Raw genomic sequence first — 21645 nt, 5'->3', positions numbered from 1 at the left:
GCGCCTCCTGTCCGCGATTGGTCTGGAGCCGTTTGGTCCCTGTGCCCGGGACGCGCGCCTTCTTTTTCTTGAAGTCGGTCTGGTATCGACGCGAACCGGTCCCCCTGTCGCGCAGACGTCAATATAGCATGGCGGCGCGGCGCTGTCCGCTTGCGTCAGCTGCGCGAGGCCTGCTTCAACAGTTTAGGGCTGACGAACAGGACGAGCTTGCCGCGCCGGAACGAGACGTCGTTCCAGTCGTCGGTCGCGAAGTCGAAAACGGCGAGCCCCGAGGTCGGCAGATTGTCGCCGAGCGCGCGCTTTGCGGCCTCGTCGCCGCTGCCGGTCAAGGTCAGCGCGAGCTCGTGCATGCCGGGGTTATGGCCGATCAGCATCAGCCGCTTCGGATCGGTGACCGAAGCCATCCGGATCGCGGTCAGCAATTGCGCCGGATCGGCGCCGTAGAGGTCCGGCACGAATTCGACTTTCGGCGCATGCCCGGCGCCCTTCAGCACCTCGCGCACGATCTCCCAGGTCTGCCTGGTGCGGACCGCCGGCGAGACCAGCGCCAGATTGGGCAGGGGTGGATGACGGGCGATCCAGCCGCCGATCTCCGCCGCGTCGCGGTGGCCGCGCTCGTCGAGACGGCGGTCCTGGTCGTGCCCCGAAGGCGCGTCGTGTTCGGTTTTGGCGTGACGCAGCAGCAGCAAACGGCGCATGGACTTCCATTCTCGATTCGGTCAGGTCGAATTAATTCTACAGGCTCATGCCCTGGACAAGGTGACAAGCGCCGCAGCGGTCCGTAAGAAACGCCATGAGCGAGAGTTCCACAAGTGCGGCGGACGGCCCCGATCAGGCGGCCTCGCCGTTCCGCGACCGTCTGGCGTTCGACCTCGACGTCGACATTTGCGTGGTCGGGGCCGGGCTGGCCGGGCTGACCGTGGCGCGTGAGGCGGCGCGGCTCGGTGCGAGCGTTGCGGTGCTCGAGGGCCGCCAGATCGGCTGGAACGCCTCCGGTCATCATCTCGGCACCGTGATGCCGGGATTCGGCCTGCCGATATCAGATGTGATCGAGCGCGTCGGCCTCGACGATGCCCGCGAATTGTGGGCGCTATCGAAGGAGGGCGCCGATTATGTCCGCGCCACCGCTACCGAGGATTTGATCCCGGGCATCAAGCCGAGCGACGGCGCGCTGGAAGTCTCCAATGTCGATGTCGGCGAGGCGCTGATCGGCCGTCTGCAGACGCTGGGCGAGGATTTCGCGACCGAGGTCGAGGGCTGGCAGGTCGATCGCGTGCGCAGCGTGCTCAGGACCGGCCGCTATTTCCACGGCATCTATTATCCGAAGGCGCTCCAGATCGATGGCCGCAAATATGTGCACGGCCTCGCCGCGCTGGCGACGCGGGCAGGCGTGCGGATCTTCGAGGAGACGCCGGTCGTCAGCATCGATTTTTCGGGCATCCGCAAGCGCATCGTGACGCCGACGGCGCGGCTGCGGGCCAACCATATTGTCCTCGCCGGCAATATCCATCTCGGTGCGCCGTTGAAGCGGCTGTCCGATACGCTGCTGCCGGTGTGGCGCTACGCGGCGTTGACCGAGCCGCTCGGGGAGCGGCTGGCGGAGTCCATCGCCTTTCCCGGCTCGGTCGTCGACAGCGACGGCATCGACCATTTCCGTGTCGTCGATGGCGATCGGCTGTTGTGGGCCAGCCCCGAAACCACCTGGAACGCACGGCCGGAGCGCCTCGGCGCCGCAGTGCAGCGTCGCGTCGCCACGGTGTTTCCGCAACTCGGCAAGGTTCCGGTCGCGGAGATGTTCGGCGGCGCGGTCGGCGTTACCGTGCACGGCATGCCGCAGATCGGCCAGTTGCGCCGAGGCCTGTGGGTGGCGAGCGGCTTCGGCCGGCAGGGACTCAACACCTCGGCGCTCGCCGGGCAGCTGATCGCGCGCAGCATCCTGTGGGGCGACGATCGCTGGCGGCTGTTTTCGCCGTTCGAGCTGGTCTGGGCCGGCGGCGCCACCGGCCGCGTCGCCGGTCATTTCGTCAGCCTGTGGGCGAGGGGGGCCTCGTCCGTGGCGGGTGTTCTGGCGCGCTACCGCGAGGGTGCGCGTGCGAAGGAGCGCCTGCGCGAGGCGCGGCTCGCCGAGGCCAATCTCAGGGCGGGAACCAGGGGACCTGCACCCCGCCGTCCACCCCCGTCGGCCGTGCGGCCGGCGCGGCCGCCCGCGCCCAGGCAGATTGACGACGGTGAGGCGCCGTATCCGGATGCCTCGCAAGAAAGTGAGCGGATCTCCGACGGACGGATGTAACGTCCGCCGGCGGGGTTCGTATCTCTTGACGAACCTCGGGCGCGCCCCCTGAGCCGTCCGCACCGGAGATGATTGATGATCGATCGCCGCATCCTGCTTGCTTCCGTCGCCGGTCTGTTCGGCTTCGCCGCCTTCCGCTGGCTGCGCGCCTCGCCGGCGCAGGCCGCCGAGAAATTCGAGATCGAGAAGACCGACGCCGAATGGCGCGCCCAGCTGACGCCGCAGCAATACGAGATCCTGCGCAACCAGGGCACCGAGCGGCCGGGATCGAGCCCGCTGCTCAAGGAGCACCGCAAGGGCACCTTCGCCTGCGCCGGTTGCGACCTGCTGCTGTTCTCGTCCGAGACCAAGTATGAGAGCGGCACCGGCTGGCCGAGCTTCTACAAGCCGCTGGAGAATGCGGTCGGCACGACGTCGGACCGCACCTTCGGCATGGTGCGCACCGAGGTGCATTGCCGCCGCTGCGGCGGCCATCTCGGCCACGTCTTCGACGACGGCCCGAAACCGACCGGGCTGCGCTACTGCATGGACGGTTTCGCGCTGGTGTTTCACCCGGCGGCGCCATCGGCGACCTGACATTCCTTCCCGGCAATTGTTGCCGCTCCCGGCAAATGTGCCCCGGTCGAACGACCGGGGCATTTTTTTCAAGCGGATGATTTTGTTACGTTTTGTTTCGTGGCACGACCTTTGCGACATGCTGCGCCGATGCGGCCATTCCTGTGATTGCCAGCCGCCGGGAATCGAATTGGAGAACATGTCATGGGTATCTTCGGCGCTCTCACGACGGCTGTCGGTGGCTTGCGCGCAGGGTCGTACGCGCTCGAGAACATCTCCGGCAACATCGCCAACTCGCAGACCACCGCCTTCAAGCGCATCGATACCTCATTCCTTGACCTCGTGCCGCAGACCGCGCTGACCGCGCAACTTGCCGGCGGCGTCACCGCGCAGTCCCGTTCGACCAACTCGGTCCAGGGCGACGTCCAGTCGGCATCGGTCGCGACCTTCATGGCGATCAACGGCAACGGTTTCTTCGCGGTGCAGAAGCCCGGCAGCTTCACCGACGGCGCCCCGGTGTTCGACGGCGTCGACCGCTATACCCGCCGCGGCGATTTCCAGCTCAACAAGGACGGCTATCTCGTCAACGGCGCCGGCTACTATCTCGAGGGCGTGCCGATCGACCCGACCACCGGCAACCCGGCAGGCTCATCGCCGCAGGTGCTGCAATTCAAGAACGACTTCCTGCCGGCGCAGCAGACCACCAAGATCGACTATCGCGCCAACCTCGCGTCCTATCCCTTGACCACGGCGCACGACACCTCGGTTCCCGGTTCCGAGCTGATCCGGCCGGGCGCGTTCAGCAGTGGAAACAATCCGTTGGTGCTGGGCACGCCGGCTGCGCCGTATACCGATTCCGCCATCACCGGCACCGCGCAAAACAACAAGGCGACGCCGTCGGTGGCCATTACCGCCGCGACCCTGCTTTCGGGCGCAGCCGGCACCGATTCGATCAATACCAACTTCAGCGCCGGCTCTGCGGGCCCGCCCGTCGTGCCCGCCGACACGATCACGGTCAACGGCACCGTCATCACCTTTGTGGCGTCGGGGGCGACCGGCAACCAACTCAACGTCACCGATAGCATCGGAACGCTGCTTGCGAAGATCGACGCGATTACCGGTACCACGACGCCATCGACGATCAGCGGCGGCAAGATCACCCTGCACTCCGGCAAATTGGCCGATCTCAACGTGACGAGCTCGAACGCGACCGCCTTTGCGGCGCTCGGCTTCACCGGGTCGGCGGTCGCGGTTCGCGGCGGCGGCGGCACGGTCGGCACCGGCCAGGTTATCGGCAACGACAACTCGACCTTCCTGAACGAATCCGTCTCGGGCGGCGCCGTCACGGCCTACGACGTCTCGGGTGCGCCGGTGAACCTGCAATTCCGCTGGGCCAAGACCGACAGCTCCTCGCTGGGCAGCGGACATACCGACACCTGGAACCTGTTCTATCAGGTCAATCCCAATGCGACCGGCACGCAGGTCTCCTGGCAGAACGTCAACGTCAACTTCACCTTCGCCTCGAACGGCCAGATGTCGCCGGCGATCTCCTCGGTGGCGCTCACCAATGCCGTCGTCAACGGCGTGTCGCTCGGCAGCCCCGTGATCAATTTCGGCTCCGGCGGCGTGACCCAGTTCGCCGACGCCAACGGCAACGTTCAGGTCAACCAGATCCAGCAGGACGGTTTCCCCGCCGGCCAGCTGCAGTCGGTCAGCGTCTCCACCAACGGCCGTATCGTCGGCAACTACACCAACGGCCGCAACATCGACCTCGCCGAAATCTCGGTGGCGACCTTCAACGGCACTAACTTCCTCAAGCGCATCGACGGCGGTGCGTTCGAGGCGACCGACGAGTCCGGTGCGGCGCTGTTCGGCAAGGCCGGCACCATCGTCGGTTCCTCGCTCGAGAGCTCGAACACCGATATCGCCGACGAATTCACCAAGCTGATCGTGACCCAGCAGGCCTATTCGGCAAACACCAAGGTGATCACCACAACCAATTCGATGGTGCAGGATCTCCTGAACGTGGTGCGCTGATCGCATCGTTGCTGCACGTGTGAAGAAGTAAAGGCGAGTACACATCATGGGTTTGAGCCAAGCCCTTTCCACCGCGATGTCGGGCCTGCGCGCCACGCAGGCCTCGCTCTCGCTCGTGTCGTCGAATGTCGCCAACGCGGAGACGCCCGGCTACGTCAGGAAGACGCTCAATCAGGTCACCGGCACCACCGGCCAGTACGGATCGAGCGTCCTCATCACCGGTGTCAACCGCCAGCTCGACGAATTCCTGCAGACCCAGCTTCGCACCGAGACGTCGGGCGCGGCCTATGCCGACGTCCGCTCGGATTTCCTGGCCAATCTGCAGGGCGTGTACGGCAATCCCGACTCCACCGGCACGATCGAGGACGCCTACAACAAGTTCCTGACCGCGCTGCAGGGGCTGTCGACCAGCCCGGAATCGCAGTCGGCCCGCATCGGCGTGATCAATGCCGCGCAATCGATGGCGCAGCAGCTCAACGCGACTTCGCAGGGAATCCAGACGCTGCGCGCCAACGCCGAGGCCGGCATCAGCGACTCCATCAACAGCGCCAACAATGCGTTGCAGCAGATTGCGCGCCTCAATGTCCAGCTGGCGGCCAATGGCGGCACGACCGATGCCTCGACCGCAGCATTGCTCGATCAGCGCGACCGCTACGTCACGCAGCTCTCGCAGCTGATGGACATCCGTACCGTCACCAACAGCCAGAACCAGGTGAGCGTGTTCACCAATTCCGGCGTGCAGCTGGTCGGCACCGAGGCCGCGACGCTCAGCTTCAACGCCCAGGGCACGATGACGCCCAACACGTTGTACAATACCGACCCGACCAAGAGCACGGTCGGCACCATCACCATCACGTTCCCGCATGGCGGCACCTATGACATGGTGTCGACCAACTCGATTCGCTCCGGCAAGATCGCCGCCTATCTCGAGTTGCGCGACAACACGCTGGCGCAGGCCCAGACACAGATCGATCAGTTCGCGGCCGCGATGTCGAGCGCGTTGTCGGACAAGACGACCGCGGGCACCGCGGCGACGGCGGGGGCGCAGTCCGGCTTCGACCTCGATCTCTCGGGGCTGCAGAACGGCAACACCATCCACGTCTCCTACAAGGACAACACCACCGGCCTCACGCATAATCTGTCGATCATGCGCGTCGACGATCCGAGCGTGCTGCCGCTGAGCAATACCGCGACCGTCGATCCGAACGACGAGGTGCTGGGCATCGATTTCTCAGGTGGCATGAGCTCGGTGCTGTCGCAGCTCAACGGCGCGCTCGGCGGAACCGGCCTGCAATTCTCCAACCCATCCGGATCGACGCTGCGCGTGCTCGACGACGGCGCCGCCAACAAGGCCGATGTGACCGCGGCGTCGGTCACCACGACGGTTTCGTCGCTGACCTCGGGCGATCCGCACCTTCCGCTGTTCACCGACAATGGCGGGCTCTACACCGGCGCGACCACCGCGAACGGCTCGCAGACCACCGGCCTTGCCGCGCGCATCAGCGTCAACACCGCCCTGATCGGCGATCCCTCGCGCATGGTCGTGTACTCGACCAATCCGCAGACGCCGGCCGGCGACACCACGCGCGCCAACCTCGTCCTGAACCAGCTGTCGAACGCCTCGTACAGCTATTCGCCGCAGACCGGCCTTGGCACGTCAGGCGCGCCGTTCACCGGTACGCTGCTCAACTTTGCCAAGCAGTTCATCAGCCAGCAGGGCGAGTCGGCGACCGCCGCCAAGCAACTGGCTGACGGCCAGGACGTCGTGCTGAACACGCTGCAGACCAAGATGGACTCGACCTCCGGCGTCAACATGGACGAGGAGATGGCGCATCTGCTTTCGCTGCAGAACGCCTATTCCGCCAATGCGCGCGTGATGTCGTCGATCAAGCAGATGTACGACGCGCTGCTGCAGCTCACGTGAGGGTAACATGTCGATCGACGGCGTAAGCGGCAGAACTTCCTATATCGGCACCACGATCCTCAACCTGCGGAATCAGCTCAATGACCTGACCACGCAGCTTGCGACCGGCAAGGTATCGACGACCTATGCGGGGCAGGGGCTCGATCGCGGTTTCGCGCTCAGCCTGCGCGCGCAGATCAGCGGCATCAACGCATTCTCCGATACCGCCACCAACCTCAACACGCGCCTGAGTGTCGCTAACCTCACCCTGCAGGGCCTGTCCGACGTCGGGACCCAGGTGAAGAACGCCGCGACGACGGCGACGCTGACGCTCAACGACAGCGGCCAGACCTCGGGCCAGATCACGGCGCAGGCGGCCTTCGCCAACGCGGTCGCGATGCTGAACAGCCAGTCGGGCGACCGCTATCTGTTCTCCGGCCGCGCGATGGATACGCCGGCCACGGTGTCCGCCGATACCATGCTCAAGGGCACGGCAACCCAGGCCGGCCTGACGCAGCTCATCAATGAGCGCAAGCAGGCCGATCAGGGCGCCGGCATGATGGGACGCCTGAGCGTCTCGTCGCCGCCGGCGACCACGACGGTCACGAGTATCGCCGAGGACGGCTCGCCGTTCGGCCTGAAGCTCTTGTCGGTGCAGTCGTCGCTGACGGGTGGCGCCACGGTGACGCAGCCGGCCGGCACGCCGAAGACCGCGTCGGCTGATCTCGGCGCCGTCAATCCGAAGGACGGCGACAAGATCAAGTTCAACTTCACGCTGCCCGACGGCACCACCGAAGCGATCGAACTCACGGCGACGACGACGAACCCGCCGCCCGCCGGCTCGTTCCTGATCGGCGCCGACACCGCGGCGACGACGGCCAACCTGCAATCGACGCTGACCTCGTCGATCAAGACGTTGAGCGACACGTCGCTGGTCGCGGCGTCCGCGGTGGCGGCGTCGAACAATTTCTTCAATCCGGTCGCAACCGTCTCGGGTGCGGCGGTCAACAACCAGAACACGCCGCCGGCGCCGATCAGCGGCGCCACGGCGCTGTCGGGGACGGCGGGCACCGACTCGCTGTCGACGAGCTTTGCCGCCGGCGATACCATCACGGTGAACGGCACGCCGATCACCTTCGTGGCCTCGGGCGCCACCGGCAACCAGGTCAACGTCACCGACAGCGTGCAGACGCTGATGGCCAAGATCGACCAGATCAGCGGCACCAAGAACCCGTCGACCATCAGCAACGGCGCGATCACCCTGCACGGCGCCGACGGCGAGAGCCTGTCGATCTCGAGCTACAACACCGCCGCGCTCGGCGCGCTCGGCATCGCCAACAACACCACCGCAGCGCCGGCGCCGCTCAGGGTAGGAGGACCGCCGTTCGACACCGCGACCAACCTGGTCGCGGGCACGCCCGGCAACACCGTCTACTGGTACACCGGCGAGAATGGCCCGGGGTCGGCGCGCGGCACCGCGGTCGCCCAGGTCGATCAGTCGATCACCGTGCAGTATGGCGCGCGCGCCAACGAGCAGGCCTTCCGCTATTTGCTGCAGAACGTCGCGGTGTACGCAGCCGTCACCACCAATGCCAGCAACCCGAATGCGAGCGCGCAGGTGACGGCGCTCGCGCAGCGCGTGAGCGGCAACCTCGCCCCGCAAAACGGTCAGCAGCAGATCCAGGACGTGCAGGCCGAGTTCGCCGGTGCCCAGACCGCGACCAAGGCGGCCACCGATCGGCAGACCCAGCTGAAGGGGATGGCGGAAACGATGCTCGACTCGGTCGAGGGCGTCAATCAGGACGAGGTCGCGACCAAGATCCTGGCGCTGCAAACCAGCTTGCAGGCGTCGTACCAGACCACGTCGATGCTGTATCAGACGACGCTCCTGAAATACCTACCGATCAGCTGATCGCGCGCTCCTCATCTCCAGCCAGCAAAAAGGCCTCCGCGCGGAGGACTTTTTCGTTGAGGCGAGTGGGGCTGGAGCGTTTTCAAGCGAAGCGGACGCCGGTTCGCGCAAAAGAAAACGCGTCAAAACAAGAAGCTCTATGCGCTCTTGCGTGTGTCGTCCTGCTCGGCGTTCTGCTGGTCGCGCGCGGTTTCCAGCAGCTTCTCTTCGTGTGCGATCAGCTTCTTGGATTCCTTCAGCGCGTGATAGAGGTCGCCGTTGAGGATGAAGTTGTTGACGTTTTCGATGAAGGGCCATGCGCTCGGCATCGCGGTGATGATGTCGCGCACCAGACTGAAATAGGTCGGGTGGTGCGCCATCGGGTCCGGCGATAGATACATCAGCTGCACGGCGAGATAGATCAGCTTCGCCGGCGTGTCCGCGGTCTCGGGCGTCAGGATATCCTTCTCGCGCAGGATCGGGATGCGGTCGCCGTCGATCAGCAGGCGGGCACGCTGGTCGGTGTTGGTGATCACGCAATTGCCGACGATGATGCGTTCGTTCGGTTTGAGTTCGACCTTCAGGGCCATGACCGTTCTCCTTTGCCTGCAGTCGCGCGATGTCTTCGCTGGCGGAGCGAAGTGGTTCGGCACTGCTTAGCAGCCGCCGTTGCGGGCAGGGGCCGATGCGACAGCGATCCTTTCCCATGATGGTTAATGCTTGGTGAACGAGGGGCGGGCGCTAGCGTCGTTATCTAGCCGGAATTGTCAGTCGTCTCAGTAGTTTTCGGGGCGAACCTCGCCCAATGGCGACAATTTTATTCTTCGGCCTTTGTCTCAAATACCGTGCCGGAGATTTCTTTTTCCTTCGCGGCCAGACCGCAGGATCGGCCATCCGCCCGATCAGAAAGGATTGGAGCGGCTTTTTCCTCAGTTTCACACCAGAAAGGTATGAAAATGTCCGATATCATTCTCTCCTCCTCCGTTCGCCAGAACCTCCTCTCCCTCCAGTCCACCGCCGATCTGCTCTCCACGACGCAGAACCGCCTTGCCACCGGCAAGAAGGTCAACACGGCGCTCGACAACCCGACCAACTTCTTCACCGCGCAATCGCTCGACAACCGCGCCAGCGACATCAACAACCTGCTCGATGGCATCGGCAACGGCGTGCAGGTGCTGCAGGCCGCCAACACCGGCATCACCTCGCTACAGAAGCTGGTCGATACCGCGAAGTCGATCGCCAACCAGGTGCTGCAGAGCCCGACCGGCTACACCACCAGGTCGCAGGTCGCTTCGACTGCGGCGCTCGGCGGCACGTCTGCCAACCTCGTCGACGGCACCACGATCAAGAGCGGTGACGTGCTGGCGATCGCGGCTTCGGCCGGCCAACCCGCCTTCAGCTTCACCTTCGGGGCCAGCACGTCACTGGCGCAGCTGAACACGTCGCTGGCGGCCAGCAACCTGACGGCGAGCCTCGACAGCTCCAACAAGCTTGTCATCACCACGACCAATGACGCGGCGTCCTCGACGATCGGTGCGGTGACCTTCACCAACACCGGCGGCGGCACCGCGACGTTCAGCGCGGCCGGCACGGCCCCGGTCGCCGACCAGGCCTCGCAGTCGGCGCGTGCCGCTCTGGTGACGCAGTACAACAACACCATCGCGCAGATCACGACCACGGCGCAGGACGCCTCGTTCAACGGCATCAACCTGTTGAACGGCGACAGCCTGAAGCTGACCTTCAACGAGACCGGAAAGTCGACGCTCAGCATCACCGGCGTCACCTTCAATGCCAGCGGCCTCGGACTGAAGGCGCTGACCGCCGGCACCGACTTCCTCGACAACAACTCGGCGAACAGCGTCATCTCGTCGCTGAGCTCGGCGAGCTCCGCGTTGCGCAGCGAAGCCTCGACGCTGGGTTCGAACCTGTCGATCGTGCAGATCCGTCAGGACTTCTCGAAGAACCTGATCAACGTGCTGCAGACCGGTTCGTCCAACCTGACGCTGGCCGACACCAACGAGGAAGCGGCCAACAGCCAGGCGCTGTCGACCCGCCAGTCGATCGCGGTCTCCGCGCTGGCGCTCGCCAACCAGAGCCAGCAGAGCGTGCTGCAGCTGCTCCGCTAAGCGCGCCGGCAAGTGCTTCGAGAACGGCGGGGGAAACCCCGCCGTTTTCTTTTGTCTCCGGGATATTACGGTGTCTGTCCATGCCGTCAGAATGACGCATTTCGTAACGCCTGCTAACCATATTTAAAGGCGCCGGATGCATAAATATCGGGCGCTAGAATTGCGTCTTCGCGGCTCGAGAAATCCGCATCCCATCGAGGTCATTGAATGTCGAATGCAGCCCAGGCCTACGCTCGTACCTCCACGACGACGGCGTCCCCACGTGAAATCGAAGCGCAGGCGCTGTTGAAGGCCGCGCGGCAGCTGCAGGAAGTCCAGACGAACTGGAACGGTCCCGACAAGGCGCTCGATCACGCGTTGCTGTTCAACCGCCGGCTGTGGTCGATCTTTCTCAGTGCCGCGCAGGGCGACGACAATCCGCAGCCGCTCGAGATTCGCCAGAACATCGCCAATATCGGCGTGTTCGTGATGAAGCAGACCGTCGACATCCAGATGAATCCGGATCCGGCGAAACTGAAGTCGCTGATCGATATCAATTGCAATATCGCCGCCGGCCTCTCGGGTCGCGGCTGATCGATCGATTCCTGACGGAGCCCTCGGCATGGCCGACGTGTTGAGCATCCTATCGGCCAACTACAAGGCCGCCGGCCTGACGGTCCCGTCGAAGACGCCCTATGTGGCCGTCGATCCGAACCTCTATGAGGGCAGCTGGAGCGGCAAGTACGCCAACAACAAGTCGTTCAACATCTCGGTGTCGAACGTCGATGGCTTCCGCGCCAAGGTCCACTACCAGAGCGACGGCACCAGCAAGTATCAGGACGTGCTGATCAAGGATGGTGGGTTCCGGATCGGCGATACCAAGTTCGCGCTGGTGCAGCAGGGGACGGCGTTGATCGCCAATGTCGTCACCGATCCGGCCACCGGGGCGACCTATCTCGACAAGGCCTACGCCACGCAGAAGACCTGAGCGGTCGTTGGTCCGCGCCTAGGCGCGGCGATCGGTGGCACGCACCCGCGTCGGCGCGTCCTTGCTGAGATCGAGCGCGTGGAAATAGGCGCGGCGGCGCAATACGGCTTCTTCCGGAAACTGCCTCACCACCAAATTCGTGCGATTGTCGACCACCTGATAGACCACGGCGCGCGCGTCGCGGTCGATGATGACCTGGTCGCTGACCGACGGAGCCTGATTTGAAATCGATGCGTTGACGGCGTCGGGATCGATGGTGACGCGCACGCTCGGCTCCGGAGCGGTGACGGTCTGGCTCGCCGGCAGTTCAGTCTTGACCGCCTTCTGCGCCGTATCGCTCGTGGGAGAGACCATCGGCGCCGCGACCGGTGCCCCCACCGGCTTGATGTTGAAATCTGTACTCATGGCAGCCTCGTAGTGCACAGGCACTAGTTTGCTTGAGTCAAATCCCAACCCCTCACGGTCCGCAACTCTACGGGGAACCTCTCAACAGGCTGTTAGAAAACACGCTGAATGCCGCGCTGCCTGGGCGGCGTCGAATTGAGCTAAATTGTAAGCGTAGGCGTCAGAGCGTGCGGCTGACCGCGATCGGCGTCATGTTGCGGGGGCCCGGCGTGGCGCGCTGTCCGCTCGCGGTATAGGTGTTCGGAATGTTGCGGCGCTGCACCTCGGCATTGACGCCGCGCACGATGCCTTCGGAGACGGCGTGCGCCGTTGCGAGCACGGTCAAATTGACCTGCAGCATGGCGCGGAATGTCTCGTGATGACGGCGCAGTGTCGCGAGCAGCTCGGGATCGGTCTGCGACAGCATCTTCTGCATCGATTTCAGATGCTCCACCGCGAGCATGTAGCGCCGCGACAGCTCGGACTTCTGCGGCTCGAGCCGCATGCTCTCGCGGATCTTGCCGGCGCGGACGAACTCGGTCTCCTGCTCGATCACGGCAAGCAGGCCGCTCATCACTTCGGTCAGCTCGTTGGCGAGACGCGCGACGTCCGGCGGCGTCGACGTCGCGGACCGCGCGGCGGAGGCGGATGCTACTGGCCGCGGCTGCTGTGGACGCTGGTTCATCGCGCTGCTCCTTGAAACCCTAGCTCTTGTTCGCCTGCTGCAGGATCAGCGAGCGGAACACTTCGTTGGAAATGCCGACGCCGCCGGCCTTGGCGAAATTCTTCGAGTATTCGTCGGTCAGCATCGACCGCCACGCGCCGGTGCCGACGGTGTCGCCGTACGGGCCATCGCCCTTCAGGCCGGTCGTCATCTGCGAGAACATCGAATTCAGGAACATCGATTCGAAATCGGTCGCGGTCGCCTTCGCCTTGGCGGCCTGCTGCGGCGTCACCTTCTTCAGCGCGTCCTGCAGTACGGGATCGGGGCGGCCGTTGAACATCGGCATCAACGCCTTGTTCGGCATGCTGCCGGTGGTGCTGTTGATCAGGCTCGCCATCACATCACCTCGATGTCGGCTTCGATCGCGCCGGCGGCCTTGATCGCCTGCAGGATACTGATGAGGTCGCGCGGTCCGATGCCGAGGCCATTGAGGCCGTCGACCAGCTGCTGCAGCGAGACGCCGTCCTTGACCACGGCGAACTTCTTGCCGTCCTCGCTGACGCCGACGCTGGTGCGCGGTGTCACGACTGTTCGGCCGCGCGACAGCGGATTGGGCTGGCTGACCTGCGGACTCTCGGAGATCGAGACGGTGAGATTGCCCTGCGCGACCGCGACGGTGGCGACGCGGACGTCGCGGCCCATCACGATGATGCCGGAACGCTCGTCGATCACGATCTTCGCCACCAGATCGGGATCGACCTGCAGCTGCTCGATCTCGGTCAGGAAGGCGACGACGTTGCCCTTGAACTCCGTCGGGATCGAAAGCTGCACCGTGGAGGGATCGATCGGCTCGGCGGTCTTGACGCCGAGATAGTCGTTGACGGCGGCGGCGATTCGCTTGGCGGTGGTGAAATCGGCGTTGCGCAGCGCGAGGCGCACATTGGGCAGGCGGTTGAGCGCGAATTCGATCTCGCGCTCGATGATGGCGCCGTTGGCGATCCGGCCGACGGTCGGCACGCCGCGCACGACGCTGGCGGCGGCACCTTCGGCCGCGAAGCCGGCGACCGCCACCGATCCCTGCGCCACCGCATAGACATTGCCGTCGGCGCCGAGCAGGGGGGTGACGAGCAGGGTGCCGCCCTGCAGGTTCTTGGCATCGCCGAGCGCCGAGACGGTGACGTCCATGCGCGTGCCCTGGGTGCCGAACGCCGGCAGATTGCCGGTCACCATCACCGCGGCGACGTTGCCGGTGCGGATGGTGGCGCCGCGGATGTTGACGCCCATGCGCTCGAGCATCGCTTGCAGCGATTGCTTGGTGAAGGGGATGTTGTTGAGCGTATCGCCGGTGCCGTTGAGGCCGACCACGAGGCCGTAGCCGATCAGCTGGTTCTGGCGCACGCCCTCGATATTGGCGAGATCCTTGATCCGCGACGTCGCGGCCGCCGGCATGACGGAGGTCGCCAGCGCCAGCAGCGCGGCGCAGGCCACTCCGAACAGATTTGCGATGCGGATGCCGGGCATCCCGATGCTCCCCTCGAACTGAACTCGCGGATCGCGCGACACTCCCATGACGGCGATCCGCCATTAACCATGCGAGCTGCGTGCCACTCTGCTTCGCTTGGGCAATGTGTTGATATATTTATCGAAATTGTCGGGTCGTCATTTTGCTCCGGTTCGCCAGGGAGCGCGAAACTGCCGCGCGGCGGCAGAAATTGCCGGGTCGTTTACGCGCCGTTAACCATAAAACAGCGATGCTCGGCCCATTCAGGCCTGCGGGATCATCACGACGATGCGCATCTACGGACCGAACGGCACCACGCTTGGCACGTCCACCAGCGCCTCGCGGCGCACCTCGTCGAGCGGCTTCTCGCTGCCGGTTGCGACGACCGCGCAGGAGGAGGTCCGCTCCACCGCGGCGCCGAAGGCCGCCGCCAGCCTCGATGCGCTGCTCGCGCTGCAGGGCGTCGAGGACCCGACCGAGCGCCGCAAGCGCTCGGTGGCCCGCGGCAAGGGCGCGCTCGACGTGCTCGATGCGCTCAAGCTCGGTCTGCTGTCCGGCAATTTCGATTCCTCCACGGTGAACCGGCTGCGTGACGCCGCGGCGAGCCTGAAGGAATCTTCCGGCGATCCCGGTCTCGATGCCGTGCTCGGTGAGATCGAACTGCGCGTCGAGGTCGAGCTCGCCAAGGCCGGGCAATACTAGGCTCCTCCCGATCAACTCACCTGTCCGACGCCGCTGGTGCCTGCAGGTGCCTCAGGCCGCCAGCGTCTTGCGCTGCGCGTCGTAGCGGCGCTGCGCGGCCAGCACGTCCTTCAGATTCCGTTCGGCCCAGTCGCGCAGCGGGTCGACGGCTTCGGCGAGCGTCGATCCGAGCGGCGTGATTGAATACTCCACCGTCACCGGCACCGTTGCGATTGCCCGGCGGCGCAGCAGCCCGTCGCGCTCCAGGCTTTTCAGCACCTGCGACAGCATCTTCTGCGAGATGCCTTCGATGGCGCGTCGGAGCTGGTTGAAGCGCATCGGCTCGCTGCGTAGCAGCAGCAGGATCAGCACCGCCCATTTGTCGCCGACCCGGTCGAGGATCTGGCGCGTCGGGCAATTGGCGGCATAGGCGTCCGGCTTGAGGCTCGTGGCTTTCATCGCGGTTACTCCGGCGTGATCAGGTGAGGCGAGAGTGCCTTCTTCACACCTACATCCTTTTCGCTATCTAGTCACCATTGGAAACCATCAATTGGAGACTTGAGATGAAGATCGCCATCGCCGGCGCGTCCGGCCAGGCCGGCTCGCGCATCACCGCGGAACTCTCCCGCCGCGGCCACGCCGTCACCGCCATCGCCCGCAACCCTGAGAAGATCGCCAGCCTGCCCAATGTCGCCGCCCGCAAGGGTGACGCGAACGACCAGGCCGCCCTGGCCGCGCTGTGGGCCGGCCACGATGCCGCGATCAGCTCGATCCATTTCCTGGTCAGCGACCCCGCCAAGCTGATCGGGGCGGCCAAGGCATCCGGGGTCGGCCGCTATCTCGTGGTCGGCGGCGCCGGCAGCCTTGAGGTGGCGCCGGGCGTCCGCCTGGTGACCACCCCCAACTTTCCGCCCCAATACAAGGCCGAGGCCTCCAAGGGGGCTGAATTCCTGGACCTGCTGCGCCAGGAGAAGGACCTGAACTGGACCTTCTTGTCGCCCTCGGCGCTGTTCGTGGCCGGCGAGCGGACCGGCAAGTTCCGCCTCGGAACCGACCAGCTCCTGACCGCCGCCGACGGCAAAAGCTCGATCTCCTTCGAGGATTTCGCAGTTGCACTCGCCGACGAAATCGAGCGCCCGGCCCATATTCGCCGGCGTTTCACGGTCGGCTATTGAGGGGCAGGGGCCGTCCCCGGGCAGGGCGGATAAGTTTGCCTGTGCAAGGCCTTGGGGGCGGCCCGCCTTTCGCGGTGGCAGATATTGTCTGTCACATGACGTGGCTATATAAGGCGCCGCGCGGAGGAGTTGTGTTCCCTCCGCCTGACAGGGACATGGCTGCCTTTGGAAAAGCTGAAGAACTACCGGCCGACTGAAAAAGAGCCTTTCATGAATGAGCGGCAGCGCGATTATTTCCGCGCTAAGCTGCTGGCCTGGAAGGATGAAATCCTCCGCGAATCGAAGGTCACGTTGCAGACGTTGCAGGAAGAGAACGTCAATCATCCCGACCTCGCGGACCGAGCGTCCTCGGAAACCGACCGCGCGATCGAACTTCGTGCCCGCGACCGTCAGCGCAAGCTGATCTCCAAGATCGACGCGGCGCTCCAGCGCATCGAAGACAACACCTACGGCTATTGCGAAGAGACCGGTGAACCGATCTCGCTGAAGCGGCTCGAAGCCCGCCCGATCGCAACGCTGTCGGTGGAGGCGCAGGAACGCCACGAGAAGCGCGAGAAGGTCTATCGCGACGAATAGTGGCGACGGATCGCCACGGATTGCTGCCGGCGCGTACCGGTTGTACGTTCGCGCCGCCATGATGACACGCACTCTCAGCATCGCTTCGGTGTTTTTGCTGGGCTGATCCCGCTTCCTCCTGGAAGCGCTGAGCGGCCCCACGAGCTTTCGCTCCTGGGATTCCAGTGAAACCGAATGAGCCGGTCAGGTTCCGCGCATCGCGGAGCATCGATGGCTGGCGACAGTTTGAGAGACAATCATGACCCATCGAAACGACGCGCGTGCGCTTGACGGCGCGCAGATCGAGCAATTCATCCAACAGGGCTTTGTCCGGATCGACAGCGCCTTTCCCCGGGAACTCGCCGACCGGGGACGCGCCATCATGTGGCGCGACCTGCCATGCAGCGAGCACGACCCTTTGACTTGGACCCAACCGGTGATCCGGTTGCCGGGGTACGGCGGTACGCCGTTTCGCGAAGCGATCAACACGCCGCTACTGCACCGGGCGTTCGATCAGATCGCCGGTCCCGGCCGCTGGCGTCCGCGCGACGACATCGGAACCTTTCCGGTGCGCTTCCCGCATCCGGACGATCCCGGCGATGCTGGCTGGCACATCGACGTCAGCTTCCCCGGCGAGGATTGCGACCCGAACGAGCGCAGCGACTTCTCCGCCTGGCGGGCCAATGTCGTCTCGCGCGGCCGGGCGCTGCTGATGCTGTTCCTGTTCTCCGACGTCGGCGAGGACGACGCGCCGACCCGGATCAGGGTCGGCTCGCATTGGCCGATGGCGCGCCACCTCGCGCCGGCGGGCGAGGCCGGGCGCGCACGCATGGTGCTCGACGATGTCGGCGCCGACTGCGAGGTCGCGCTCGCGACCGGCGAGGCCGGCACGGTCTATCTGTGTCATCCGTTGCTGGTGCATGCCGCGCAGAAGCATCGGGGCACGACGCCGCGCTTCATGGCCCAGCCGTCGCTCGCTGCCGGCGAACCATACCGGCTGGAACGCGCGGATGGCGCGTATTCGCCGGTCGAGATCGCGATCCGAAAGGCGCTTGGCATGGAGTGATCGGACGCCGATCTGAAGGCGAGGCGATATTCAGGCCAACCCGGCTCCGAGTATCGCCTCGCTTGCCTCCGCCTGACGGCGCGGGCCGAACGTCTTCGACCATGCCAGCAATTCGCGGAAAGCCGGCGTCAGGCTCCAGGCCGAATCCGTCAGTATTCGACCTGCAGCGGCTTCTCGGCGAGCACCCTGCGCGCCACCAGGCCGTCGCGCTCGAGCTCGCGCAGCTGCGCAGTCAGCATGTGCTGGGTGATCGGCGCGAGCGCGCGGCGCAGCGCGCCGAACCGCACACCGCCATTCATCAGCGTGAACAGGATCTCGAGCTTCCATTTCCCCCCGAGCGCATGGATCGCGTGCTTGAATTCGATCAGCACATTGGGGTCGCTGGGGCAGCTCTCGCATTCACCGCCGTCACACATATCGCTGGTATTGTTTTCCATAGCGGTCTCGAATTTCAGCCTACTTGTCCAAGATCAGATAGTGACCAGATGCGGCCTGTGCAGGGCGGGCAGTGCAATGTTGGGCCCATCCGCCGAACCATGAAGAGGGCAGGGACATGAGCACGGTTTTGGTCACAGGCGGATCGGGATTCATCGGCGTGCATACGATTCTGCAGCTGCTCGCCGACGGGCACGCGGTGCGAACGACGGTGCGCAATCCGGGTCGCAGCAACGACGTGATCGCGATGCTGCGCGAGGGTGGCGCGCTGGCGCCCGACCAGGTCGGCTTCGTCACCGCCGACCTGCTGCGCGACGATGGCTGGCGCGAGGCGGCCACCGGGTGCGACTACGTGCTGCATGTCGCATCACCGCTCGGCGCCTATGTGCCCGAGGACGAGAACGAGCTGATCGTCCCGGCGCGGGAAGGCACGCTGCGGGTGTTGCGCGCCGCGCGCGACGCCGGCGTCAAGCGCGTGGTCGTGACATCGTCGTTCGCGGCAATCGGTTACGGCCATCCGCCGCAGGCGGCGCCGTTCAACGAGACAGTATGGTCCAATCTCGATGGCGAGGGCGTGCAGGCCTATCCGAAATCCAAGACGCTGGCCGAGCGCGCCGCCTGGGATTTCGTGGCGCGCCAAGGCAATGGCCTCGAGCTTGCCGTGGTCAACCCCACCGCGGTGTTCGGCCCGGCGCTCGGTGCCGATTTCTCCGAGTCGATCGGCATCATCAAGGCGCTGCTCGACGGCGCGATGCCGGCGGTGCCGCGGATCCATTTCGGCCTCGTCGACGTCCGCGATGTCGCCGACCTGCATCTGCGCGCCATGATGTCGCCCGAGGCCAGCGGTGAGCGCTTCCTGGCGGTCGCCGGCGAGACCATGTCGATCCTCGGGGTCGCCCGAGTGCTGCGCGCAAAACTCGGCAGCAAGGCGCGGCGCGTGCCGCGGTTCCAGGCGCCGGACTGGATGATGCGGCTCGCCGCACGGCGCAACCCGATGGCCCGTGCCGCGCTGCCGCTGCTCGGCAAGGTGCGCCGCGCGACCAGCGCCAAGGCGCAGCACCTGCTCGGCTGGCGCCCGCGCGGCAATGAGGAGATGATCGTCGCGACCGCCGAGAGCCTGATCCGGCTCGGCCTCGTCAAGGCCTGACGGCAGCTCCCGTGCAGCGTGCTTGCCAGACGCGTCGGCGAGTGCTGAATTGCAGCGAGCAGACGGAGGCGCCACCGCGCCGCCGAGAACACCAGGGAGGCTGCGCAGATGGATCGGGTCCTCGCGGCCGCAAAGGCGATCGCCAGCGCGCGCCGCAGCCGGGCGCCGCTCAAGGCGCTTCCGAAGGACGTGGTGCCGCGCGACGAGGCCGAAGGCTATCAGGTGCAGTACGCGTTGCACGCTCTGATGCAGCCACACGTCGGCAGCCTCGTCGGCTACAAGATCGGCTGCACCAGCGCGGTGATGCAGGAATATATCAACATCCCGCACCCCTGCGTCGGTGGCGTGTTCGAGAAGGTCGTGCATGACAGCGGCGTGCGGCTGCCGGCGGCCGAGTTCGTCCATGTCGGCGTCGAGTGCGAGATCGCGGTGCGGCTCGCCCGCAATCTCGCTCCCAGCGAGGCGCCGTTCACCGCCGAATGGGTCGCGGAAGCGATCGATGCCTACTATCCCGCGATCGAGATCGTCGACGACCGCTACGTCAAATGGGAGACATTGGGCGCGCCGACGCTGATTGCCGACGACTTCTTCGCCGCCGGTTGCGTGCTCGGGGAGGAGGTGCCGCGCATCACCGTGCCCGATTTGCGCGCGGTCGCGGGACGCGCGATCGTCAACGGCAAGGAAGAAGGCCGCGGCACCGGCGCCGACGTGCTCGGGCATCCCCACAACGCGCTCGCCTGGCTCGCCAATCATCTCGCCACTGAAGGCCGTGGCTTGCATGCCGGCCAGATCGTACTGACCGGCAGCCTGGTCAAGACGGTGTGGCTGAACGCGGGCGACACGGTCGTGATGGAGCTCGACGGCCTCGGCAAGGTGGAAGCGGCCTTTACGTGAGGTGACGTTGTGCGAGCCTGCCTCCACATAAGGACGTCGTCCCTGCGAAAGCAGGGACGACACCGAGTGTGTTGCGCGACCTTGACCTGACTTTACTGAATTCACCTGACTTTCAAGTCGCCGGGCGCTTGGCGTCCGTGACCAGTTCGACCTTGCCGTCGGTCAGCCGGTAGACCGCGCCGACCACCTTGAGCTTGCCCTGATCGACCGCGGCGCTGAGGATCGGCGTTGCCGATTTCAGCTTCGCGACGTTGTCGATGACGTTCTGCCTGATGGCGTTGGCGAGCCGGTCGCCTCCCTTGCCTTCGGTCGCCTTCACCGCCGGTGCGATCGCATTGACCAGCGAGGGCAGATGACCGGGCAGGGTGGTGTTGTCCTTCAGCGACTTGATGGCGGCGTCGACTGCCCCGCAGCTGTCGTGGCCGAGCACCATGAACAGCGGCACGTTGAGCACGGCCGATGCATATTCCAGGCTCGCGATGGTCTCGTCGCTGGCAAAATTGCCCGCGATGCGGCAGACGAACAGATCGCCGCGGCCGGTGTCGAAGGCGTATTCCGGTGCGATGCGGGAGTCCGCGCAACTCAGGATGCCGGCGAACGGATTCTGTCCGCCGGCCAGCGCCTCGCGCTCGTGCTTGAAATCATGCCGCCGCGAGACGCCTTCGACATAGCGCAGATTGCCCTTCACCAGCCGCTCCAGCGCCGCGTCCGGCGCCAGCACATTCTGCGGCTTCGGCGGCGATTTGGTTTCCCTGGCGGAAACCGGCGGGGCAAGGGCGAGGCTGGCGGCGGTGCAGGCCGCGGCAGCGAGGAAGCGGCGCCGGGAGGTCTGGGTGGGAGCTGGGATTTCGCAAAGCTGGCACATCAAAAATCTCCGTAAAATTATCCGAGACTAGCAATCGTGTCCGTGCAAAGGTTGTAGATCATGCGCAGTGCCACCGCAACGACACGGTTTCATGCTCGGTCCCTGCTCCCATGTGCAATTGCGCACAAGGCAGGGATGACGGTGAGGACGAGTCGCAATTCAAGATGTCAAACAGCGCGGTGTGATGACCCGCTAAAGCGAAAGCGGGTGATCCAGTATTGCAGAGACGGCTGTGCTTGAGCCGAGCGGCCGCGGCGTACTGGATCGCCCGGTCCCGTCTTCGCCAAGGCTTCGACGAGGCCGTGCATCCTTGGCGCGCCGAAGCTTCAGCGGAGGCGGCGAGCCGGGTGATGACAGAGCGGATTCCACACACACACACGATCGTCGTCCTGGCGAAAGCCCATAGGCGCTAAAATAGGATTTGCGCCTTGGCTTCGCTTGTGATTCCAAGATGGAATGGCACACGAATCGCTTGTGAACAAAGATTGGGCGCGCGTTGTCGCCCGACT

The 21645-nt window shown here is 65.2% G+C and carries 23 protein-coding genes and 1 pseudogene; 14 read left to right on the top strand and 10 right to left on the bottom strand.

Annotation, left to right across the window (positions count from 1 at the left end):
• Positions 1 to 155: 155 nt before the first annotated feature.
• Positions 156 to 698, bottom strand: a complete 543-nt coding sequence (locus ACZBJS_RS35710; protein ID WP_316397418.1) for a SixA phosphatase family protein — start codon at positions 696 to 698, stop codon at positions 156 to 158.
• Between the two features lie 95 nt (positions 699 to 793).
• On the opposite strand from ACZBJS_RS35710, the gene ACZBJS_RS35705 reads away from it, so the two are divergent.
• The 5 genes from ACZBJS_RS35705 to ACZBJS_RS35685 all read left to right on the top strand — a co-directional run bounded on the left by ACZBJS_RS35705 (position 794) and on the right by ACZBJS_RS35685 (position 8697).
• Positions 794 to 2290, top strand: a complete 1497-nt coding sequence (locus ACZBJS_RS35705; RefSeq protein ID WP_316397417.1) for an NAD(P)/FAD-dependent oxidoreductase — start codon at positions 794 to 796, stop codon at positions 2288 to 2290.
• Between the two features lie 75 nt (positions 2291 to 2365).
• Positions 2366 to 2866 (top strand): peptide-methionine (R)-S-oxide reductase MsrB, encoded by a 501-nt coding sequence (gene msrB, locus ACZBJS_RS35700; RefSeq protein ID WP_316397416.1) that lies wholly within the window; start codon positions 2366 to 2368, stop codon positions 2864 to 2866.
• A 183-nt stretch (positions 2867 to 3049) separates the two neighbouring features.
• Positions 3050 to 4882: a flagellar hook-basal body complex protein gene (locus ACZBJS_RS35695; protein WP_057016673.1), complete on the top strand. Its 1833-nt coding sequence runs from the start codon at positions 3050 to 3052 to the stop codon at positions 4880 to 4882.
• Positions 4883 to 4928: 46 nt separating this feature from the next.
• Positions 4929 to 6806 carry a flagellar hook-associated protein FlgK gene (flgK, locus tag ACZBJS_RS35690; RefSeq protein ID WP_316397415.1) on the top strand — a complete coding sequence of 626 codons (1878 nt, stop codon included), beginning with the start codon at positions 4929 to 4931 and terminating at the stop codon, positions 6804 to 6806.
• A gap of 7 nt (positions 6807 to 6813) precedes the next feature.
• Complete coding sequence (locus ACZBJS_RS35685; protein ID WP_463439852.1) at positions 6814 to 8697, top strand: flagellar protein; 1884 nt, start codon at positions 6814 to 6816, stop codon at positions 8695 to 8697.
• Between the two features lie 137 nt (positions 8698 to 8834).
• Here ACZBJS_RS35685 and flbT read toward each other — a convergent pair whose 3' ends face one another.
• Positions 8835 to 9266 (bottom strand): flagellar biosynthesis repressor FlbT, encoded by a 432-nt coding sequence (gene flbT, locus ACZBJS_RS35680; RefSeq protein ID WP_316397411.1) that lies wholly within the window; start codon positions 9264 to 9266, stop codon positions 8835 to 8837.
• Positions 9267 to 9493: 227 nt separating this feature from the next.
• Positions 9494 to 9646, bottom strand: coding sequence for a hypothetical protein (locus ACZBJS_RS35675; protein ID WP_159109478.1), 153 nt, complete (start codon positions 9644 to 9646; stop codon positions 9494 to 9496).
• On the opposite strand from ACZBJS_RS35675, the gene ACZBJS_RS35670 reads away from it, so the two are divergent.
• The 3 genes from ACZBJS_RS35670 (at position 9633) to ACZBJS_RS35660 (ending at position 11769) form a co-directional block, all read left to right on the top strand.
• Entirely contained in the window at positions 9633 to 10802 is a 1170-nt protein-coding gene (locus ACZBJS_RS35670) for a flagellin N-terminal helical domain-containing protein (RefSeq protein WP_316397409.1), read from the top strand. The genes ACZBJS_RS35675 and ACZBJS_RS35670 overlap by 14 nt on opposite strands.
• 207 nt (positions 10803 to 11009) lie before the next feature.
• Complete coding sequence (gene flaF / locus ACZBJS_RS35665; protein ID WP_016846762.1) at positions 11010 to 11375, top strand: flagellar biosynthesis regulator FlaF; 366 nt, start codon at positions 11010 to 11012, stop codon at positions 11373 to 11375.
• Between the two features lie 28 nt (positions 11376 to 11403).
• Positions 11404 to 11769, top strand: a complete 366-nt coding sequence (locus ACZBJS_RS35660) for a hypothetical protein (protein ID WP_016846761.1) — start codon at positions 11404 to 11406, stop codon at positions 11767 to 11769.
• Positions 11770 to 11787: 18 nt separating this feature from the next.
• Here ACZBJS_RS35660 and ACZBJS_RS35655 read toward each other — a convergent pair whose 3' ends face one another.
• From ACZBJS_RS35655 to ACZBJS_RS35640, 4 genes are all read right to left on the bottom strand, one after another.
• Entirely contained in the window at positions 11788 to 12174 is a 387-nt protein-coding gene (locus tag ACZBJS_RS35655; RefSeq protein WP_316397406.1) for a hypothetical protein, read from the bottom strand.
• 160 nt (positions 12175 to 12334) lie between these two features.
• Positions 12335 to 12838 carry a hypothetical protein gene (locus ACZBJS_RS35650; RefSeq protein WP_057016670.1) on the bottom strand — a complete coding sequence of 168 codons (504 nt, stop codon included), beginning with the start codon at positions 12836 to 12838 and terminating at the stop codon, positions 12335 to 12337.
• A 19-nt stretch (positions 12839 to 12857) separates the two neighbouring features.
• On the bottom strand, positions 12858 to 13214 hold the full coding sequence (gene flgJ / locus ACZBJS_RS35645) for a flagellar assembly peptidoglycan hydrolase FlgJ (protein WP_028337696.1): 357 nt from the start codon (positions 13212 to 13214) through the stop codon (positions 12858 to 12860).
• The gene (locus ACZBJS_RS35640; RefSeq protein ID WP_316397405.1) at positions 13214 to 14338 is read right to left on the bottom strand and encodes a flagellar basal body P-ring protein FlgI; all 1125 of its coding nucleotides are present in this window, start codon (positions 14336 to 14338) and stop codon (positions 13214 to 13216) included. The genes flgJ and ACZBJS_RS35640 overlap by 1 nt, the downstream gene beginning before the upstream one ends.
• 268 nt (positions 14339 to 14606) lie before the next feature.
• Here ACZBJS_RS35640 and ACZBJS_RS35635 point away from each other — a divergent pair, with 268 nt between their 5' ends.
• Entirely contained in the window at positions 14607 to 15020 is a 414-nt protein-coding gene (locus tag ACZBJS_RS35635) for a flagellar assembly protein FliX (RefSeq protein WP_316397403.1), read from the top strand.
• A 51-nt stretch (positions 15021 to 15071) separates the two neighbouring features.
• On the opposite strand, the gene ACZBJS_RS35630 is transcribed toward ACZBJS_RS35635, so the two are convergent.
• A complete protein-coding gene (locus tag ACZBJS_RS35630) occupies positions 15072 to 15458 on the bottom strand; it encodes a winged helix-turn-helix transcriptional regulator (protein WP_168854996.1) in 387 nt (128 codons plus the stop codon).
• Between the two features lie 104 nt (positions 15459 to 15562).
• Here ACZBJS_RS35630 and ACZBJS_RS35625 point away from each other — a divergent pair, with 104 nt between their 5' ends.
• The 3 genes from ACZBJS_RS35625 (at position 15563) to ACZBJS_RS35615 (ending at position 17795) form a co-directional block, all read left to right on the top strand.
• On the top strand, positions 15563 to 16174 hold the full coding sequence (locus tag ACZBJS_RS35625) for an NAD(P)-dependent oxidoreductase (RefSeq protein ID WP_316397402.1): 612 nt from the start codon (positions 15563 to 15565) through the stop codon (positions 16172 to 16174).
• A 210-nt stretch (positions 16175 to 16384) separates the two neighbouring features.
• Positions 16385 to 16750, top strand: coding sequence for an RNA polymerase-binding protein DksA (gene dksA / locus ACZBJS_RS35620; protein WP_170991616.1), 366 nt, complete (start codon positions 16385 to 16387; stop codon positions 16748 to 16750).
• A 238-nt stretch (positions 16751 to 16988) separates the two neighbouring features.
• A complete protein-coding gene (locus tag ACZBJS_RS35615; protein ID WP_253623683.1) occupies positions 16989 to 17795 on the top strand; it encodes a phytanoyl-CoA dioxygenase family protein in 807 nt (268 codons plus the stop codon).
• Between the two features lie 30 nt (positions 17796 to 17825).
• Here the strand turns inward: ACZBJS_RS35615 and ACZBJS_RS35610 are convergent.
• Positions 17826 to 18232 (bottom strand): annotated as a pseudogene (locus ACZBJS_RS35610) (winged helix-turn-helix transcriptional regulator).
• A 116-nt stretch (positions 18233 to 18348) separates the two neighbouring features.
• Here ACZBJS_RS35610 and ACZBJS_RS35605 point away from each other — a divergent pair.
• Together ACZBJS_RS35605 and ACZBJS_RS35600 are read left to right on the top strand one after the other, a co-directional pair.
• Positions 18349 to 19377 carry an SDR family oxidoreductase gene (locus tag ACZBJS_RS35605; RefSeq protein WP_057016666.1) on the top strand — a complete coding sequence of 343 codons (1029 nt, stop codon included), beginning with the start codon at positions 18349 to 18351 and terminating at the stop codon, positions 19375 to 19377.
• Positions 19378 to 19485: 108 nt separating this feature from the next.
• Positions 19486 to 20271, top strand: a complete 786-nt coding sequence (locus ACZBJS_RS35600) for a 2-keto-4-pentenoate hydratase (protein WP_057016665.1) — start codon at positions 19486 to 19488, stop codon at positions 20269 to 20271.
• Between the two features lie 112 nt (positions 20272 to 20383).
• On the opposite strand, the gene ACZBJS_RS35595 is transcribed toward ACZBJS_RS35600, so the two are convergent.
• The gene (locus ACZBJS_RS35595; RefSeq protein WP_316397398.1) at positions 20384 to 21136 is read right to left on the bottom strand and encodes a carbonic anhydrase; all 753 of its coding nucleotides are present in this window, start codon (positions 21134 to 21136) and stop codon (positions 20384 to 20386) included.
• Positions 21137 to 21645 lie beyond the last annotated feature (509 nt).

This window comes from Bradyrhizobium sp. KZN70725, assembly GCF_055264925.1.
Note: the sequence above shows the minus strand (reverse complement) of the source record. Positions and strands in the feature narration are given on the sequence as shown.

What these genes read in the sequence shown, in the direction of transcription:
- ACZBJS_RS35710 (WP_316397418.1), bottom strand. Translation starts at nt 698, where the DNA reads ATGCGCCGTTTGCTGCTGCTGCGTCACGCCAAAACCGAACACGACGCG.
- ACZBJS_RS35705 (WP_316397417.1), top strand. Translation starts at nt 794, where the DNA reads ATGAGCGAGAGTTCCACAAGTGCGGCGGACGGCCCCGATCAGGCGGCC.
- msrB (WP_316397416.1), top strand. Translation starts at nt 2,366, where the DNA reads ATGATCGATCGCCGCATCCTGCTTGCTTCCGTCGCCGGTCTGTTCGGC.
- ACZBJS_RS35695 (WP_057016673.1), top strand. Translation starts at nt 3,050, where the DNA reads ATGGGTATCTTCGGCGCTCTCACGACGGCTGTCGGTGGCTTGCGCGCA.
- flgK (WP_316397415.1), top strand. Translation starts at nt 4,929, where the DNA reads ATGGGTTTGAGCCAAGCCCTTTCCACCGCGATGTCGGGCCTGCGCGCC.
- ACZBJS_RS35685 (WP_463439852.1), top strand. Translation starts at nt 6,814, where the DNA reads ATGTCGATCGACGGCGTAAGCGGCAGAACTTCCTATATCGGCACCACG.
- flbT (WP_316397411.1), bottom strand. Translation starts at nt 9,266, where the DNA reads ATGGCCCTGAAGGTCGAACTCAAACCGAACGAACGCATCATCGTCGGC.
- ACZBJS_RS35670 (WP_316397409.1), top strand. Translation starts at nt 9,633, where the DNA reads ATGTCCGATATCATTCTCTCCTCCTCCGTTCGCCAGAACCTCCTCTCC.
- ACZBJS_RS35675 (WP_159109478.1), bottom strand. Translation starts at nt 9,646, where the DNA reads ATGATATCGGACATTTTCATACCTTTCTGGTGTGAAACTGAGGAAAAA.
- flaF (WP_016846762.1), top strand. Translation starts at nt 11,010, where the DNA reads ATGTCGAATGCAGCCCAGGCCTACGCTCGTACCTCCACGACGACGGCG.
- ACZBJS_RS35660 (WP_016846761.1), top strand. Translation starts at nt 11,404, where the DNA reads ATGGCCGACGTGTTGAGCATCCTATCGGCCAACTACAAGGCCGCCGGC.
- ACZBJS_RS35655 (WP_316397406.1), bottom strand. Translation starts at nt 12,174, where the DNA reads ATGAGTACAGATTTCAACATCAAGCCGGTGGGGGCACCGGTCGCGGCG.
- ACZBJS_RS35650 (WP_057016670.1), bottom strand. Translation starts at nt 12,838, where the DNA reads ATGAACCAGCGTCCACAGCAGCCGCGGCCAGTAGCATCCGCCTCCGCC.
- flgJ (WP_028337696.1), bottom strand. Translation starts at nt 13,214, where the DNA reads ATGGCGAGCCTGATCAACAGCACCACCGGCAGCATGCCGAACAAGGCG.
- ACZBJS_RS35640 (WP_316397405.1), bottom strand. Translation starts at nt 14,338, where the DNA reads ATGCCCGGCATCCGCATCGCAAATCTGTTCGGAGTGGCCTGCGCCGCG.
- ACZBJS_RS35635 (WP_316397403.1), top strand. Translation starts at nt 14,607, where the DNA reads ATGCGCATCTACGGACCGAACGGCACCACGCTTGGCACGTCCACCAGC.
- ACZBJS_RS35630 (WP_168854996.1), bottom strand. Translation starts at nt 15,458, where the DNA reads ATGAAAGCCACGAGCCTCAAGCCGGACGCCTATGCCGCCAATTGCCCG.
- ACZBJS_RS35625 (WP_316397402.1), top strand. Translation starts at nt 15,563, where the DNA reads ATGAAGATCGCCATCGCCGGCGCGTCCGGCCAGGCCGGCTCGCGCATC.
- dksA (WP_170991616.1), top strand. Translation starts at nt 16,385, where the DNA reads ATGAATGAGCGGCAGCGCGATTATTTCCGCGCTAAGCTGCTGGCCTGG.
- ACZBJS_RS35615 (WP_253623683.1), top strand. Translation starts at nt 16,989, where the DNA reads ATGACCCATCGAAACGACGCGCGTGCGCTTGACGGCGCGCAGATCGAG.
- ACZBJS_RS35605 (WP_057016666.1), top strand. Translation starts at nt 18,349, where the DNA reads ATGAGCACGGTTTTGGTCACAGGCGGATCGGGATTCATCGGCGTGCAT.
- ACZBJS_RS35600 (WP_057016665.1), top strand. Translation starts at nt 19,486, where the DNA reads ATGGATCGGGTCCTCGCGGCCGCAAAGGCGATCGCCAGCGCGCGCCGC.
- ACZBJS_RS35595 (WP_316397398.1), bottom strand. Translation starts at nt 21,136, where the DNA reads ATGTGCCAGCTTTGCGAAATCCCAGCTCCCACCCAGACCTCCCGGCGC.